Origin of the sequence: Nonomuraea sp. NPDC005650, from assembly GCF_040605375.1 — a bacterium.
In the GTDB taxonomy this organism is placed as follows: Bacteria; Actinomycetota; Actinomycetes; order Streptosporangiales; family Streptosporangiaceae; genus Nonomuraea.
Genome location: NZ_JBEXCR010000010.1, coordinates 168661 through 185498 on the forward strand (window position 1 = coordinate 168661; position 16838 = coordinate 185498).

Consider the following 16838-nt stretch of genomic DNA (forward strand, 5'->3'; position numbering starts at 1 on the left):
GGGAGCGCAACGGGCCGGGTGCGCGAGTCCCGGCCGGGTCACGGTGTGGAGAGGGCGGCTCGCACCTCGTCCAGGCGGGCGGCGTAGCGGGGCCAGGCGAAGCCCGAGGCGGCGTAGTCGGCGGCCGTCGCCTCCGCCAGCTCCCCGGCCCGAGCCCGCGCCCCGGTCGCGAGCGCCAGCGCCGCCGAGACGGCCCGCGCCGCGAGCCAGGGCGTGCTGCGCTCGGCCGACTCGGCGTAGACCTCGTCCAGCAGCGCCGCGGCCTCGCCCAGTTCCCCACGCCGGATCAGCACGTCGGCGAGGTCGATGTGGGCCATGCTCGCTCCGGAGCCGTCGGTGACCGCGTAGCCGACGGCCGTGCGCATGTGGCCTTCCGCCCGGGCCAGATCACCTTCGGCCACGGCGGTGGCGCCTCTGATCAGCTCGTTGAGAGGGAGGATCTGCCGGTCGTCGAGCCGCTCGGCGTAGTGGTCGGACTCGGTGGCGCACGCCAGCGCCTCCTTGAGGTGCCCCATGCCCAGCAGCGCCTGCGCCTGGTTGCTGAGGCCGCGCGCCAGCCCGTGCTCGTCGCCGGTCTGCAGGTCGAAGGCGTTGGCGGTGACGTAGCGCTGGAGAGCCTGCTCGGGATCGCCCGAGTAGAGGAGGAGCGTGCCGAGCGCGTCGGCGAAGGCGGACACCCGCTGCGTGCGGGAGATCCGCTCGGCGTGCTCCAGGCCCTGGAGCAGCGGCGGGAACGCGTCGCGCAGGCGGCCGCGCTCGATCTCCACGATGCCGCGGTAGTAGAGGACGTTCATGGTCACCATGTCGTCCGACGCGATCTCGGCCAGCTCGGCGGCCCTGGTCAGGAGGTCGGCCGCCGCGTCGAACTTGCCGACCATGGTCGAGACGAAGGCGTGGTCGCACAGCGCGGACGCCTGCTCGGTCGGTGTGCTGCCCGGCGCGTCGGCCAGGGCCGAGAAATGCCGCTCGGCCTCGCCGTACCAGCCGCGGATCAGCCACGGCGTGTGCAGTTCGAGCGCCAGCCGCAGGCCGTCGGCCGCCCGCTCGGTGCCGGGGGCGCGCTCCAGCGCGTCGAGCAGGTTGGGCCACTCCGCGAACACGGCCGACACCTCCTCCGCCGCCGCGAAGTCGGTCGGCTCGCCGATCCGGCGGACGAACGCCACGCACCAGCCCAGATGGGCGGCCAGCGCGCCCTCCGTCTCCCCGCCGGCGGCCAGCTTGGCCCGCGCGTAGTCGCGTACGGTCTCCAGCAGCCCGAACCGCCGCCCGCCGCCGGACGTCTCCACGGTGACCAGGCTCCGGTCGGCCAGCTCGGCCAGCGCGGGCGCGACGTCCCCGACGATCACGGCCTCCTCGGTGCCGTCGGCCATCGTGGGAACGGCTGGGACGACGTGTTCGGCGGCCTCCAGGTCGAAGCCGCCGCTGAACACCGACACCCGCCGCAGCACCAGCCGCTCCCGCTCGGCCAGCAGGTCGTGGCTCCAGTCGAGGGCGGCGCGCAGGCTCGTGTGCCTGCCGCCCGCGTTGCGGCCGCCGCCCACCAGCAGGCGCAGCCGGTCCTCGACGCGTGCGGCCAGCTGCGCCACCGTGAGCGTACGGGTCAGACCGGCGGCCAGCTCGATCCCCAGCGGCAGCCGGTCCACGGCGGCGCAGATCGCCGCGACGGCGGCGGGATCGGCACCCGCCTGGTCGGGAGCGCACCGCTGGGTGAACAGCGTCGCCGCCGCGCGCGCGGGCAGCGGCCCGACCCGGTTGAGCTCCTCCCCCGCCGCCAGCAGCGGGAGCTGCGAGGTGACCAGGACGGCCAGCCCGCCGGTACGGCTCAGCAGCCCGATGACCAGCTCGGCCACCTGGTCGATGAGGTGCTCGGCGTTGTCGAGCACCAGCAGCCCGCCCTCCAGCCGCGCGGCCAGCTCCGGCAGGGGATCGTCGGACTCCGACTCCAGCCCCGCGGCCGCCGCCACCGCCGCGCGCACCGCCCCTTCCCGGCTCAACGGCGCCAGCTCCACCAGCGTCACCGTCCTGGCCTCCGCGGCCGGAGCCTGGGCCACCGCCCTGGCGGCCTCGATCGCGAGCCGCGACTTGCCGCTGCCCGGCCCGCCGGTGAGCGTGACGAGCCCCGGCCGCGCGAGCCGCCTCACCAGCGCCGCCAGCTCACCGTCCCGGCCGACGAAGCTCGTCGCGGGGCCGGGCAGGCGTACCTGGGGGCGAGGCTGATCCGCGGCGGGCGACTCTACAGGGAACGGGGGCGGCCCGGGGGCGGGCGACCCGGCGGAGGGCGAGGACGGCCCGGGGGCGGGCGACCCGGCGGAAGGCGAGGACGGCACCGGCCTGGGTGCGATCTCGACTTCCGGCGTGACGGCGTGCGGGAGCTGCAGGGACGGGTCCTGGCGGAGGATCCGCAGCTCCAGCGCGGCCGTCTCCGGGACCGGGTCGACGCCGAGCGCGTCGGCCAGCCTGCGCCGGAGCCGGGCCAGCCGGTCGAGCGCGTCGGCCTGCCTGCCGGTGCGGTAGAGGGCCAGCGCCAGCAGGCAGGACAGGCGCTCGTGCAGCGGCTGCTCGTCCGCCAGCCGCTCCAGCTCCGCGCTCACCTCGGCCGCCGCGCCCAGGGCGAGGTCGGCGGTGAGCCGCTGCACCAGCAGGTCCAGCCGCCATGCCTCCAGCCGCTCCCCCTCCAACTCGGCGTAGGGGATCGCCCGCAGGTCCGTCAGCGCGGCCCCGCGCCAGAGCCCGAGCGCCTGTGCCGCCGAGCCCCGGGCGCCCGCGTGGTCGCCCGACCTGGCCGCCGCGTGCGCTCGCTCGGCGGCGGCACGGGCCTGGACCAGGTCGGCGGCGTGCGCGTCGAGCGCGTAGCCGCCGGGCGTCCTGACCAGGAACGACGCCTGCCGTGACCGACCCGCGCCCGCCCCGGCCCGCGCGGGCCCGGCGGGCCCGGAGGGGAGGGCAGAGCCGGCCGGGAGGGCACGGCCGGAGGGCAGGGCGGGGCCCGAGGGGACGACAGGGCTGGAGGGGAGGGCGGGACCCAAGGGGCCGATGGGGCCGGTGGGGCCGGGGAGGGCGGGGGCAGGGGGGACGGCGGGGAGGGCGGGGAGGGCGGCGCGGAGGCGGGAGGCGAGGACCCGCAGGCGCTCGGTGGGACGGGCCAGCTCGGCCTCCCCCCACAGATCGGCGGCCAGCCGCGCGTCGGGAACCGGAGACCCGCCCGCGAGCGCCAGCCGGGTCAGCAGCGCGCGCTCCAGGAGACGATCGACCACGATCGTCGCGTCCCCGGCACGGACAGTGACCGGTCCGAGCACGAGGACGTCCAGGCCGGGGAGGGAGGGCATGGGGGAATTATCTCAGTGGATTCCGTGAGACGTCCGTGAAATGGGGGTGCAAGGTCATCCGCTCAGGCTGGTCTCATGACACAAGACATCACGGACCTGCGATCCACCGTACGAGGAGAGGTCCTCACCCCGCAGGACGCCGGCTACGAGGATGCCCGCGCCCTGCACAACGGCATGATCAGCCGCAGGCCGGCCGCCATCGTGCGGGTCAGCGGCACCGCCGACGTCGTCGGCGCGCTGTCCTACGCACGCGAGCACGGCCTGGAGGTCAGCGTGCGCGGCGGCGGGCACGGGGTGGCCGGGCACGCGCTCGGCGGCGACCTCGTGATCGACCTGTCGGCGCTGCGCGGCGTCACCGTCGACGCGGCCGCGCGCACGGCCGTCGTTCAGGGCGGGGCGACCTGGGGCGAGGTCGACCAGGCCACGCAGGCGCACGGCCTGGCCGTGCCCGGCGGCCGGATCAGCCACACCGGCGTCGCGGGCCTCACCCTCGGGGGCGGAGAGGGCTGGCTGTCCGCGAAGTACGGGCTGAGCTGCGACAACCTGATCACCGTCGAGCTCGTCACCGCCGACGGGCGAGTGGTCGTCGCCGACGACGAGCGCGAACCCGAGCTGATGTGGGCGCTGCGCGGCGGGGGCGGCAACTTCGGCGTGGTCACGTCGTTCACCTTCCGGCTGCACCCGGTGGGCCCGCTGGTGCTCGGCGGCATGATCGGCTACCGGGTGTCCGACGCGCCCGCCGTACTGGATGCCCTGGCCCGGCTGGAGTCGGCCGGGCACGACGACTTCGCCCCCGCGGCGGTCTTCCTGACGGCGCCGCCGGCGCCGTTCGTGCCCGGGCACGTGGTGGGGCGGCCGATCCTCGCGATCGCGCCCGTCTGGGTCGGCGACCCGGAGGCCGGTGCCGAGGTGATCCGGCCGCTGCGCGAGGCGGCGGCGCCGCTGTTCGACGCCGCCCAGCCGATGCCGTATCTGGCGCTGCAGTCGATGCTGGACGAGGGCGCGCTGCCGGGGCGGCGCAACAGGTGGTCGGCCGAGTTGGTGCCCGGCCTGCCCGCGAGCCTGATCACCGCCCTGCAGGACGCCGCGATCGCCGCGCCGAGCCCGCTGTCCCAGCTGATCGTCTCACCGCTGCCGGAGGCGGTCAGGACGGCGCCGGACTCCGCGTTCCCCAGCCGCCACGGCGGGCGCTGGCTGGTGCATCCGGTCGGCGTCTGGACGGATCCCGGCGGCGACGCGGCCAACCTCGCCTGGGTGGAGGAGGTCACCACTGCGATCAGGAAGCACGGGGTCACCGGCAGCTATCTGAACCTGGAGCAGGCGGACGACGACCGGGTGCGCTGGGCGATGGGCGTCAGCAGGTACCGCAGGCTGCAGCAGGTGAAGGCGGTCTGGGACCCCGACGACGTGTTCCGCCACTGCGCCCACGTCCGTCCTTGAGGCTCAGACCCAGCCGCGGCGGATCGCCTCGACGCCGGCGTGGAAGCGGCTCTTGGCGTTCAACGCGACCAGCACCGCCTGCACGCGCCGGCGCACCGTGCGCGTGGTGATGTCGAGCTGACGGGCGATCGCCTCGTCCTTCAGCCCGGCGGCCAGCAGGGTCAGCACCTCGCGCTCCGGCTCGTCGAGTCCGCCGGGCCGGCCCGTCATGGGCACGGCCCGGCTCCAGCAGGTGTCGAAGAGCATGATCAGGCCGTCGAGGAGCGGCGACGGCCGGACGAGCAGCGCCCTGGCGTTCTGCGACTCGCGGTCCATCGTGATGACGCAGAGCCGGCGGTCGGCGATCGCGCCGCGGAAGGGCAGGTCGGGGTGGAGCCTGGCCTGCAGGCCGCGGAGCACGGCGAACTCCTCGCCCAGCTCGGCGGGCAGGTCGCGCGGATCGCACAGCACGTGGAAGCGCACTCCGCGGTCCAGCGCGGAGTGCTCCTTGGGCGCGTTCGCCCCGACGACGTACGGCGCGTGGTCCCACATCAGCACCTCCTGCCGCGCCTCCGCCAGCAGTTGGTGGTAGCGGTTGCCGATGTCCTCCCAGCCGTCCAGGCTCTCCAGGGCTCCCCCGGCCTCGTCGTCCTGTCGTGATCGGTGGAACCGTTCACGGAGGTCGGGGAGGACGCCGCGGATCCGGTGCAGCTCGTCCTCGCGCCGGCGGACGAGCTCGTGCAGCGCGTGCGCGGGGTCGGCGGCCGCCCAGACGTCGGCCCCGCCGGAGACGGCCAGGCCGTTGGCCCGCAGCACCAGCCCCCGCCCCCGCAGCCAGGCGAGCAGGCCCGACACCTCCTCCGCGGTCCTGCCGGTCTCGGCCGCCAGGTCGGCCGTCGCGGCGGTGTGCCGCTCCAGCAAGGACAGGTAGATCGCCTCGGCGCCCTCGGGCATGCCGAGTCCGGAGAGTGCGGGAGACATATCACGATCTTTCCTATTGCGGACACAGTCCACAAGGGGACGGATCTTACTTATTGTCCTAAACCGGTCCCGCCGCGAGCCTTCTATGCATCGAGCCTGAAGTGGTCCCCCACCCCCCGAGGACACGATGCGAAAACTGATCTCTCTCGCGACGGTGGCCACCGCCACCGCGGCACTGCTGGTGGTGAGCGCACCGAGCCACGCGGAGCCGTCGCCCGCCCCGCCCAGCCAGTCCGGTCAGCCGGTGTCGACCCACCGGCTGACGCTGCTCACCGGCGACGTCGTCACGGTGCGGACCTTCGCCGACGGGCAGCGCGGCGTCACCGCCGACCCGGCCGGGCCGTCGCGCGGCGGCGTGTCGGTCTACCGCTGGGAGGGCGACCTGTACGCCGTCCCGCTGGCCGCCCAGGAGGAGCTGAACAGCGGCGCGGTCGACGAGGCCGTCTTCGACGTGGACGAGCTGATCCGCAGCGGGTACGACGACGCCTCCGCCTCCTCGATCCCCGTCGTGCTCGGCAACAGCGGAAAGGGCGACGCCCCCGCCGCGCCCGCGAAGGCACGCGCCCGCCACACGCTGGAGAGCATCGACGCGCTGGCCGTGACGGTGCGGAAAGCCGACACGCGAAGCTTCTGGAAGAGCCACGACACCCCCGCCGAGCGCCGCTCCGCCGGCATCGGCAAGATCTGGCTCGACCGCAGGATCACCGTGGACCTGGCGGAGTCCGTGCCGCAGATCGGCGCCCCGGCCGCCTGGTCGGCGGGCTACGACGGCAAGGGAGTGAAGGTCGCCGTCCTGGACACCGGCGTCGACGACACCCACCCCGACCTGGCCGGCCGCGTCACCGCCGCACGCAACTTCACCACCGCCGCCGACGCCAAGGACCACTTCGGCCACGGCACCCACGTGGCGGCGACGATCGGCGGCAGCGGCACGGGCAACGGCGCCAAGGGCGTCGCCCCGGGCGCCGAGCTGATCAACGGCAAGGTGCTCGACGACACCGGCTCCGGCCAGATGTCCGACATCATCGACGGGATGGAGTGGGCGGCCGGGAGCGGCGCGGCCGTGGTCAACATGAGCCTCGGCAGCGACGCCCAGGACGACGGCAAGGGCCCGCTCAGCGTCGCCGTCAACACTCTCACCCAGCGCACCGGCGCGCTGTTCGTCGTGGCCGCGGGCAACGCGGGACGCCCGGCGATCGGCAGCCCCGCCTCGGCCGACGAGGCGCTCACCGTGGGCGCGGTCGACCGGGCCGAGGCGCTCGCGCCGTTCTCCACCAGGGGGCCGAGGATCGGTGACTTCGGCGTGAAGCCGGAGCTGTCGGCCCCCGGCGTCAACATCGTCGCCGCCCGCGCCGCGGGCACCAGCATGGGCACGCCGGTCGACGAGCGCTACACCAGGGCGAGCGGCACGTCGATGGCCACGCCGCACGTCGCCGGCGCGGTCGCCCTCCTCAAGCAGCAACACCCGGACTGGACGGCGCGGCAGCTCAAGGCGGCGCTGGTCACCAGCGCGACGGCGGGCGCCTACCAGGTCGCCCAGGGCGGCGTGGGCCGGGTGGACGTGGCCCGCGCGGTGAGCCAGCAGGCGTACGGCACGCCGCCGTCGCTGAGCCTGGGCGCGGTCAGGTTCGCCGAGACCTACCAGCCGGTCACCCGCGAGGTGACGATCCACAACGACGCCGACCAGGCCAGGACGTTCGCGCTCGAAGCCGCCTGGACGAACGCCGCAGGCACCGCCATGCCACAGAGCGCGGTCTCCTTCGATGACCCCTCGGTGACCGTGCCCGCGAAGGGCACCGCGACGTTCACCGTGAGCGTGGACCCCAACGGGTTGACCAGGGACACCTACTACAGCGGCCGGGTGACGGCCACGGCCCAGGACGCCGTGCTCCGCTTCCCGTTCTCCTTCCAGATGGAGCCGCTGCTGTACGACGTGGCCGTGACCGGGATCGGCCGGGACGGCGTCGCCGCCGGCGGCCCGAGCCAGGTGATCCTCTTCTCCGAGACGCAGAGCACCCTGCTGTCCTACCGGGTGAGCTTCGGCGACGGCGTGGCGCGGGCACGGGTCCGGCCGGGCACGTACACGATGCAGAGCGTGATCTACACCCCCGACGCGGCCAGGAGCTGGATCGACGACGTCACCGCGGCCTACCGGCCCTCGATCGTCGTCGACCGCGACGTGGCGATCACCCTCGACGCGCGGCAGGCCCGCGAGGTCACGGTGGACGCCGACAGGCCGGTCGAGCGGATGGGCGGCGCGCTGGCGTACTACCGCACCTGGCAGCAGAACGGCCGCGGCCTCACCTGGGACTGGACCACGCTCATCTCCCCCGACGTGAAGCACTGGTACGCCTTCCCCTCGCCGGCCGCCGCCAACGGCTCCCAGGAGATCGCGATCCAGTCCACGCTGACGGCGCCGCCGCTCACCGCGACCGTCGAGGGCCGCAGGCCGATCCGCCTCAACCCGACCCGGCTGGACGGCGCCAAGCCCTTCGAGGGGCGCCGCACGCTGGAGGTCCTCTACGCGGGCACCGGCGCCGACTACCCCGCCAAGCGGGCCCGCGGCAAGCTGGTGCTGGTCAAGCACTCCTCCGACGTACCGATCTCCGAGGTCATCGACAGGGCCGCGGCCAGGGGCGCGGCGGCCGTCGCCGTCATGAACGAGCAGCCGGGCAGGCTCGTCGCCACCGCGGGCTCCACGGCTCTGCCCGCCTTCGCGCTCACCGGCGAGGAGGGCGCCCGGCTGTCCGCGCTGGCCGGCCGCGGCGAGGCCGAGGTCGCGCTGTACGGCGTGCCGTACAGCCCCTACCAGTACGACCTGGTCAACTCCTTCACGGGCACGGTGCCGGAGGGCGAGCTGAGGTTCGCGGCCGACGCCACCAACACCGCGAAGATCACCGCCGGCCACTACGCGCACGCCCAGCCCACCGGCAGGCTGCTGCAGGCCAGCAAGCGCTCCTGGGCCTACATCTACGCCGCGACGGAGACCCCGATCCGGTTCGGCGGCTCCCACGAGGAGTGGGTCAGCGCCGACCCGAACACCAGGTACCAGACCGGCGTGGCCTTCGACGGCTCGGGATACGCGATGTTCGAAAGGACCTGGCACTCCTTCACCCCCGGCGCCCGGCTCACGACCGAGTGGTTCAAGCAGGTGACCACGCCCAGGGACTACGGCATCACGCAGTCGTACTCGTCGGTGCGCGGGGACTACCTGTCGCTCGGGGCGCAGCCCTGGCCCGACATCGACCCGACGCACCTATCGCTGGGCGACTACACCGACAGGTCCACGGTCGTGCTGTACCAGGGGGACACCGAGGTGGGCCGCTGGCCGTACTCGTCCGTGAGCCCCGGCATCGGTGCCGACCCCGCCTCCTACCGCGCGGTCCTCACGGCCGAGCGGACCGTGCCCGGGTGGACGTTCTCCGCGAAGTCGACGACGACGTGGACGTTCGCCACCACCGGCAGGAAGACGAGCTCGACGCCGATCTCGATGCCGCAGATCTCCTATGACGTCGCCGTCGGCCTGGACAACCGGGTCAGGGCCGGGCGCCGGCTGGCCATCACCGTCCACGCCACCGACAGCACCCAGGCGAGCACGTGGGTCTCGGTCGACGACGGCGCCTCGTGGCAGCCGGTACGGCTCACGCCGACCGCCACGGCCGGCGTCTTCACCACGACCGTGGACCTGCCCAGGGCCGAGCGCACGTCGGGTTACGTGAGCCTGCGGACCCAGGCCGCCGACGCCTCCGGCCATCAGGTCGACCAGACCGTCGAGCGGGCCTTCGGGCTGAAGTGAGGCACCCGGCACCCGCCCGGACCACGGGCGGGTGCCGGGCCCTGCCCGGGGTCAGGACGGCTGCTTGCCCGAGCGCCACTCGGGCGCGAGCACCGACCAGATCTCCACGTCGTACCGCTGGCCCCGGTGCGGATAGCTCTCCCGGAGCACGCCGTCCTTGGTCATCCCCAGCCGCCGGGCCACGGCGATGCTGGCCGCGTTCTCCGCCGCGACCACCCATTCCACGCGGTGGATGCCCCGCTCCTCGACGGCCCAGTCGATGAGCACCCGCGTGGCCCTGGTCACCAGCCCCTTGCCCGCCGCCGACGGCTCCAGCCAGCAGCCCACCTCCGCGACGCCCCTCGCGACGTCCATCGTGCGGAAGAGCACCCCGCCGACCAGCGTTCCGTCCGTCCAGATGCCGTAGAGCCGCCCGGTGTCGGCCGCGGCCTTGTCCGCGTACGACTGGAGGAAGGCCCGGCTCGACTCCAGATCCGCGACGGAGTCCGCCACCCCGATGAACCGGCCGACGAACTCCCGGCCGCGATCCATGTGGGCCAGGAGCTCCTCGGCCCGCCACGGCTCCAGCGGCCGCAGCTCCGCGCCGTCCTCGCCCAGGGATATTACGAACATCGTCCCCCCAACGATCAAAACCAGGCCATATCGCCAGGCGATCCTCTCACGTGGCCCATCCGGTCAGGCAGGTCGGCGATCTTCTCGAACAGCCCAAGACTGTGCATCGTCCCGCACGCCGCCCCGCCGGGCCCGGCGGGTGCCCGGCGACACTGCTGCCATGGACACGCGTGACACCGATGGAGAGCCGGAGCAGACCGGGTTCGCGGGGGCCGTGTACGGCTCGCTGCTGGCGGCCTCGGTCGTGGCCGGCACCGTCGTCGACGGCACGCCGATCTCGGTGGGCGACCTCGTGATCGTGTTGATCTGCACGGGTGTGGTGTTCTGGCTCGCCCACGTCTACGCCCTGGTGGTGTCCAGCAGGGTCCAGCCCCTGACCTGGCAGCGGCTCCGCGCGGCCGGCCGGCACGACTGGCCGGTGGCTCAGGCCTCGTTCCCACCCGCCATCTGCGCCGCCTTCGCCTCCGCGCTGGGCCTGTCCGACAAGGCGGCGACCTGGGTGGCGCTGGTGGTCGCCGTGGCGAGCCAGGCGGCCTGGGCCGTCGCGGCGGCCGTCTCGGTCCGGGCCCCGGCGCGGATCGTGGTCCTGTCCGGGGTCGTCAACCTCGCGCTGGGGCTGGTCATCATCGCGCTCAAGACGCTGGCGGGCTCGCATTGAGGTCTTGACAGGGCGCCGCGTATTTGAAAACTTCCTTAACAGATCGGGGTTGACAACGTTGTCATCACTCCTCCTGGGAGACCGCTGTGAGCACCCTCTGGCCTTCCCCGTCCCGTACCAGACGATCTCTTATGATGGCGGTCTTATGCGCCGTGATCCCGCTCGTCCTCGCCGCACCCGCCGCCGCGCTGACCGGCTCGGCCGGTCCTGATCCCGTGCCCAATCCCGGCCCTTCGGGCACTCCCACCCCGAATCCCTCCTACAGCCCTCCCCCCGGCCCGCAGACCGCCGAGCCCGCTCCTCCGGCGGCGGAGACGCAGCGGGCGGCGCGGGACGGGCAGGCCCTGGCCCGCGCCGAGGGGGCGGCCTTCGCCTCCTCCTTCGAGCCCGGCGACCCGCAGCCGACGTGGGCCGACACGACCGAGACCGACGCCCGCGGCGTCAAGAAGGCCGCGAACGTCACCGGCACCCTGCCCGGAGGCATCGAGGGCAGCATCTGGGACAAGATCGCCCAGGTCGGCGCCAGCGGCGAGAACGCCTCCGGCGGCGAGGGGAAGGAGAACCTGGCCGACAGCGACGCGAACACCAAGTGGCTGTTGTTCGCCGGCACCGGCTGGGCGCGGTACGACCTGTCCACCCCGGTCACGGTCGTGCACTACGCGCTGACCTCCGCCAACGACGCGCCCGAGCGCGACCCGCGCGACTGGCAGCTGCAGGGCTCGCAGGACGGGCAGAGCTGGACGACCCTGGACACCCGGACCGGCGAGACGTTCACCGCGCGCTTCCAGCGCAAGGAATACCGCTTCGCCAACCCGACCGCCTACGCCCACTACCGGCTCAACGTGACCCGCGTCGGCAGCGGCTCGATCCTGCAGCTGGCCGAGTGGGAGCTGTCGGACGGCCAGAGCGGCCCGAGGCCGCCCAGCGACATGCGCAGCCAGATCGGCGCGGGGCCGAACGGCGGGTTCGTCTCCAAGCCGCGCGCCGGCTTCTCCGGGCTGCGGGCCTTCCAGTACGCGGGCAGCACCACCTCGCCGACCGGCGGACACTCCACCAACAAGGTGTTCGAGGTGGACATCCCGGTCACGGCCACGACTGAGCTGTCCTACCTGGTCTTCCCCGAGTTCACCGCGGCCGACCTGCGCTACCCCAGCACGTACGTCTCGGTGGACCTGGCCTTCCGCGACGGCACGTACCTCAGCGACCTGAAGGCCGTCGACCAGCACGGCGTCCGGCTGGCGCCGCGCGAGCAGGGCGAGTCCAAGACTCTGTACGCCGACCAGTGGAACTACAAGCTCGCCCACCTCGGCCAGGTGGCCAGGGGCAAGCGGATCAGCCGCATCCTGGTGGCCTACGACAGCCCCGCGGGGCCCGCCGGGTTCCGCGGGTGGGTGGACGACATCAAGATCGTCTCGGAGCGGAGGCGGCAGCCGTACGAGGGCCGCCCGGCGCGTGACGACCGGGGCTTCACCCAGTACGTGACGACCACCCGGGGCACGCACTCCACCGGCGGCTTCTCGCGCGGGAACAACTTCCCGGCCACCGCGGTGCCGCACGGGTTCAACTTCTGGACGCCGATGACCGACGCCGGCTCGACGAGCTGGCTGTACGAGTACCACCGGGACAACAACGCCGCCAACCTGCCCGAGATCCAGGCGTTCGCGGCCAGTCACGAGCCCAGCCCGTGGATGGGTGACCGGCAGACGTTCCAGTTCATGCCCTCGGCGGCCGAAGGGGTGCCGAACCCGTCCCGCACCGCCCGCGCGCTCGCCTTCCGCCACGAGCGGGAGATCGCCCAGCCGCACCTGTACGCGGTCACCTTCGACAACGGGCTCAAGACCGAGATCGCCCCGGCGGACCACGCGGCGCTGGCCCGCTTCACCTTCCCCGGCTCCGAGGCCAAGCTGATCTTCGACAACGTCGGCAACGGCGGCGGCCTGACCCTGGACCCGGCCGGTGGCGTGGTGACCGGCTACTCCGACGTGCGCAGCGACCTGTCCACCGGGGCCACCCGGATGTTCTACTACGCCGTCTTCGACCGCCCGGTCACCGGCGGCGGCAAGCTGACCGGCCAGGGCCGCGACAACGTGCTCGGCTACCTGTCCTTCGACGCGGGGACGGCCCGGAACGTCACCATGCGCATCGCGTCCTCGCTGATCAGCGTCGACCAGGCCAGGCGCAACCTGGAGCTGGAGATCGCCGCCGCGGACACGCTGGAGACGGTCAGCGAGCGGGCGCGGCGGGCGTGGGACGCCAAGCTGGGCGTCATCGAGGTCGAGGGCGCGAGCCGCGACCAGCTGGTCACGCTGTACTCCAACCTGTACCGGCTGTTCCTGTATCCCAACTCCGGCTTCGAGAACACCGGCACCGCCGCCGCGCCGGTCTACAAGCACGCCGTGCAGTCGGCGACCGGCACCCCGCCCAGCACGCCCACCCAGACCGGGGCGCCGGTGGCCGACGGGAAGGTGTACGTCAACAACGGCTTCTGGGACACCTACCGGACCACCTGGCCCGCGTACGCGCTGCTCACGCCGAAGGCGGCCGGGGAGATGGCCGACGGGTTCGTGCGGCAGTACCTGGACGGCGGCTGGATCTCCCGGTGGTCCTCGCCCGGGTACGCCGATCTGATGGTCGGCACCAGCTCCGACGTCGCCTTCGCGGACGCGTACCTGAAGGGGGTGACGGGCTTCGACGCCGTGGCCGCCTACCAGGCCGCGGTCAAGAACGCCACCGTCGCCCCGCCCACCCGCAACGTGGGCCGCAAGGGCCTGTCCACCTCCGTCTTCCTCGGGTACACGAGTGTCCAGTCGACGGGCGAGGCCATGTCGTGGGCGATGGACGGGTACATCAACGACTTCGGGATCGCGAACATGGCCAAGGCGCTGGCCGAGCGGTCGACGGGGGCGCAGCGCGCCCGCTACCTGGAAGAATCCGAATATTTCCGGAATCGAGCCCTTAACTACGTGCACCTGTTCGACCCGGCGGTGCGCTTCTTCCAGGGCAGGAACGCCGACGGCTCCTTCCGGCTCAAGCCGAGCGCGTACGACCCGCGTACCTGGGGCTTCGACTACACCGAGACCGACGGCTGGAACATGGCCTTCCACGTCCCGCAGGACGGCCGCGGCCTGGCCAACCTGTACGGCGGCGCGGACAAACTGGCCGCCAAGCTGGACGCGTTCTTCGCCACCCAGGAGACGGCCACGTTCCCCGGCTCGTACGGGGGGATCATCCACGAGATGCGCGAGGCCCGGGACATCCGGATGGGCCAGTACGGGCACAGCAACCAGCCCTCGCACCACATCGCCTACATGTACGACTACGCCGGGCAGCCGTGGAAGACCCAGGCCAAGGTGCGCGAGGCGCTCTCGCGGCTCTACCTGGGCAGCGAGATCGGCCAGGGCTACCCCGGCGACGAGGACAACGGGGAGATGTCGGCCTGGCAGGTCTTCGGCGCGCTGGGCTTCTACCCGCTGCAGATGGGCAGCCCCTACTACGCGATCGGCTCGCCGCTGTTCGAGAAGGCGACGGTGCGGCTGGAGGGCGGCGGGAAGCTGGTCATCAAGGCGCCCGGCAACAGCCCGCGCAACGTCTACGTGCAGGGGCTGAAGGTCAACGGCAGGGCGTACGACAAGACGTACCTGCCGCACGACCTGATCGCCAAGGGCGGCGAGCTGGTGTTCGAGATGGGGCCGAAGCCGTCGCGCTGGGGCACCGGCAAGAACGCGGCCCCGCCCTCGATCACCGACGACGACCGGATCCCCGCCCCGCTGCACGACGTCACGGGGCCGGGGCGCGGCACGGCCTCGGCGGCCGGCGACGCCGACGTGAGCGCGCTGTTCGACGACGACTCGGCCACCCGGGCGACGCTGCCCGAATGGGTCCGGTACTCCTTCGACGGCGACCGGACGGCGCGCTACTACACGCTCACCTCCGGCGCCGGCCAGCCGTCCGAGGATCCGTCCGGATGGGTCCTGGAGGGCTCCGCCGACGGCGGCTCGTGGAAGGTGCTCGACGAACGGGCCGGCGAGAGCTTCCAGTGGCGGCTCCAGACCCGCCCGTTCAGGATCGCGCATCCTGGCGCGTACGCCCACTACCGGATCAGGTTCACCGGCGGCGCCTCGCTCGCGGAGATCGAGCTGCTCGCCCCCGCGCCGCCCGCCACGTCACCGCTGGTCATCGAGGCCGACGGGGTCTTCGCCGCACCCGGCGAGACCGTGCCGCTCCCGGTGACCGTGTCCGACCACGCCGACCGGCCCGCCACCGGACGGCTGACCGCGACCGCCCCTTCCGGCTGGACCGTCCAGCCTTCGGGGCCGGTGGCCTTCGGCCCCGTCGCGCCGGGCGCGTCCCAGACCGTGACGTTCCAGGTCACGGTGCCGGCGACGGCGGGTCCCGGCAGCCACCCGATCCGGCTCGCCGCGACCTCCGACCAGGGGCCGGCCGTCGAGCAGGCGGCGGTCACGGTGATCGGCGACACCGTGGAGTTCACGCCCGGTACGGCCGCCGAGGAGCCCTGGCTGCTGGAGGCCGACGGGTCGCAGCTCGACGGCGAGGTGTTCGACGGGCGCGCCCGGTTCACCGACGGCGACAGCCACGCCACGTACCGGTTCGAGCTGCCGGCCCAGGTGACCGGGGGCTCGGTGACGCTGGACATCGGCAACCAGTTCCTGGTGCAGGTCTCGGCCGACAACCGGACCTGGCGGACCGTGCTGCAGGAGAGCGCCGACGTGCGCGACCTGTCCAACCGCTCGCCGCGCACGCTCGACCTCGACGAGCTGCGGGGCGAGGCCCGCACGTTCTACCTGCGCATCGGTGACAGCCGCCCGGAGAACGGCTGGGGGTCCTGGCTGGCCCGGGTACGGCTGGACCTGCGGCGCTAGGAGTTGCGGAAGATCACGTCTCCCTGAGGAGGTTTCCAGGCGAAGCCCGCGGCCAGCGCCCAGCCGGTACGCGGCACGGCGACGAGGTCCGCCCATTCGAAACCGGTCGCCGGCGGAGTGACGCTCTGCCGGGTCAGCACGCCGCCGGCGTACCGGAGCGCGTCGACGGACAGGGTGGTGTAGGCGTAGGGGTCCTGGCCGTCCGGGGTCGCGGTGATCGACTCCCGGGTCGTCGCCGCGTAGACGCCGCCCGAGCCGTCGCCGGACAGGGTCGTGACGCGGTCGCCGGGCAGCCGGAGCTGCTCCCACGTCCCGCCGCGCCGGTGCAGCAGGACGGCCCCGGGCTGGGTCCAGTCGCCCTGCTGGAACCCGGCGGCGATCCAGACCTCCCCGTTCGCGGCGGCGAGCACCGCGTCGTAGCGGACCCGTACCGGTCCGAACGCGGGTTCGGCCGCCGCGGGCACCGCGACGGCGGGCAGCGCCACCGGCTGCCATGACCTGCCGTCCCAGCGCATGACGGCGGACGGGCCCCAGCCCCAGATGTCCTCAGGCGTGCGGACGCTGACCTCCCTCAGGGACGCGGGGGCGGGCAGGCTCGTCCAGCGGCCGCGGTGGTAGCGCTTGAAGAACGCTCCCCTCGTCCGGTCGTCGCGGCCCACGATCCAGGTGCGCTCGCCGTCCGAGACGTCCAGATCGGTGATCGTGGTCCGTCCCGACCCCATGAGCCGCCAGCGCCTGCCGTCCCAGCGGGACAGCACCGAGCGGTCGGCGCCGGCGCCCGCGATCCACACGTTGGCCGGAGAGGACGCCTCGATCAGGGAGATCTCCCGCAGGGGGCCGCCCGGGCTCGCGAACTCCGTCCATCCCCTGCCGTTCCAGTGCCTGATCAGGGGGGCCATGACGGGCGAGCCGGTCCGCGGATCGCGCTGCTTCGTCTCGCGCCGGCCCGCGGCCCAGGCGTCGGCCGGTCCGGTGGCGGCGAGATCCGCGAGGTGCGTGCGGGCCCCGCCGCGGAAGCTGACCTGCCAGCCGGAGGCGGCCTCGACCTGCGTGGCCGGGGTGGCGGCCACGGCGGTGGCCGGGGTCGCGGCCGGAGTGATGGCCACCGTGAGCGCCGCCAGCACGACGGCCACCGGGATGCGGTACACAGAGGCATGATGGCGCCT

Annotated in this window: 8 protein-coding genes; 4 read left to right on the forward strand and 4 right to left on the reverse strand. The window is 73.5% G+C overall.

The annotated features are described in order from the left end of the window. Positions 1-38 precede the first annotated feature (38 nt). A complete protein-coding gene (locus ABZS69_RS19240; protein WP_355373809.1) occupies positions 39-3326 on the reverse strand; it encodes a BTAD domain-containing putative transcriptional regulator in 3288 nt (1095 codons plus the stop codon). A gap of 75 nt (positions 3327-3401) precedes the next feature. On the opposite strand from ABZS69_RS19240, the gene ABZS69_RS19245 reads away from it, so the two are divergent. Then, on the forward strand, positions 3402-4766 hold the full coding sequence (locus ABZS69_RS19245) for an FAD-binding oxidoreductase (RefSeq protein ID WP_355373812.1): 1365 nt from the start codon (positions 3402-3404) through the stop codon (positions 4764-4766). Positions 4767-4769: 3 nt separating this feature from the next. Here the strand turns inward: ABZS69_RS19245 and ABZS69_RS19250 are convergent, their stop codons facing one another. Continuing rightward, entirely contained in the window at positions 4770-5726 is a 957-nt protein-coding gene (locus tag ABZS69_RS19250; RefSeq protein ID WP_355373815.1) for a LuxR C-terminal-related transcriptional regulator, read from the reverse strand. A 127-nt stretch (positions 5727-5853) separates the two neighbouring features. On the opposite strand from ABZS69_RS19250, the gene ABZS69_RS19255 reads away from it, so the two are divergent. Continuing rightward, a complete protein-coding gene (locus ABZS69_RS19255) occupies positions 5854-9522 on the forward strand; it encodes a S8 family serine peptidase (RefSeq protein ID WP_355373818.1) in 3669 nt (1222 codons plus the stop codon). A gap of 51 nt (positions 9523-9573) precedes the next feature. Here ABZS69_RS19255 and ABZS69_RS19260 read toward each other — a convergent pair whose 3' ends face one another. Beyond that, complete coding sequence (locus ABZS69_RS19260) at positions 9574-10134, reverse strand: GNAT family protein (protein WP_355373820.1); 561 nt, start codon at positions 10132-10134, stop codon at positions 9574-9576. A gap of 160 nt (positions 10135-10294) precedes the next feature. Between ABZS69_RS19260 and ABZS69_RS19265 the strand changes: the two genes are divergently transcribed. Further along, positions 10295-10792 (forward strand): hypothetical protein, encoded by a 498-nt coding sequence (locus ABZS69_RS19265; protein ID WP_355373823.1) that lies wholly within the window; start codon positions 10295-10297, stop codon positions 10790-10792. A 152-nt stretch (positions 10793-10944) separates the two neighbouring features. Then, positions 10945-15672, forward strand: a complete 4728-nt coding sequence (locus ABZS69_RS19270; RefSeq protein WP_355373826.1) for a GH92 family glycosyl hydrolase — start codon at positions 10945-10947, stop codon at positions 15670-15672. On the opposite strand, the gene ABZS69_RS19275 is transcribed toward ABZS69_RS19270, so the two are convergent. Continuing rightward, entirely contained in the window at positions 15669-16820 is a 1152-nt protein-coding gene (locus tag ABZS69_RS19275) for a hypothetical protein (RefSeq protein WP_355373829.1), read from the reverse strand. The genes ABZS69_RS19270 and ABZS69_RS19275 overlap by 4 nt on opposite strands. Positions 16821-16838 lie beyond the last annotated feature (18 nt).